The organism is Salinivibrio socompensis S35 (assembly GCF_000513715.1).
Taxonomy (GTDB): Bacteria; Pseudomonadota; Gammaproteobacteria; order Enterobacterales; family Vibrionaceae; genus Salinivibrio; species Salinivibrio socompensis.
This window is the reverse complement of record NZ_AQOD01000267.1, coordinates 1-544: the sequence shown is the minus strand read 5'-3', so window position 1 is coordinate 544 and position 544 is coordinate 1. Positions and strand designations below refer to the sequence as shown.

At 52.6% G+C, this 544-nt stretch carries 1 protein-coding gene; it reads right to left on the bottom strand.

Annotated elements, in window-relative coordinates; translation table 11 throughout:
* The coding region (locus DZ54_RS25670; protein ID WP_205619437.1) for a hypothetical protein at window positions 1–202 on the bottom strand (202 nt) is incomplete at its 3' end.
* Between the last annotated feature and the right edge of the window lie 342 nt (window positions 203–544).

The window sequence follows — 544 nt, the reverse complement described above, 5'->3', positions numbered from 1 at the left end:
ACAAGCAATATCGCTCGGTAACAGGTAAATATCGCTCGGTAACAGGCGCTTTTCGCTCGGTAACAAGTTCAACCGGCCTAAAACCATTTACCCGAAAATCATTATTGAGCCGGTGAGGGGGATTAGCTCGCGAAGCGAGGTCTTTCCCCGAGCTGGCAACGCTTTTGTGAGCCTGTAACAGGGGTTGTAGCGTTTGTAACAACCCTTTTCGCTTGTAACAGGACAAATTGACGTTGTAACAGGGCAATATTTGCTTGTAACAGCGGCAAATCGCGATTTCACCAGGTGATTATGGAGCAAGGGCGCACTTAGGACTTGCAAGCAAGTCGTGCGGAGAGAGGGCAGGAAACGCATTTTGTCGGACAACTCGCTTGTGCTCCTTGTCTCCAAAATGCTTCCTGCTCTGGGAGTGCGCGCGCGTGCTGAGGTACGTTGTTTACTCGCTGTTCGGTGCGCTGGTCTTGTGACGTCGACGTTCCGAATCGTGCCAGTTAAACCGACGTAAGTGAGGCGTACATCGACGGCGGCGGGTGCACCGTCGGAC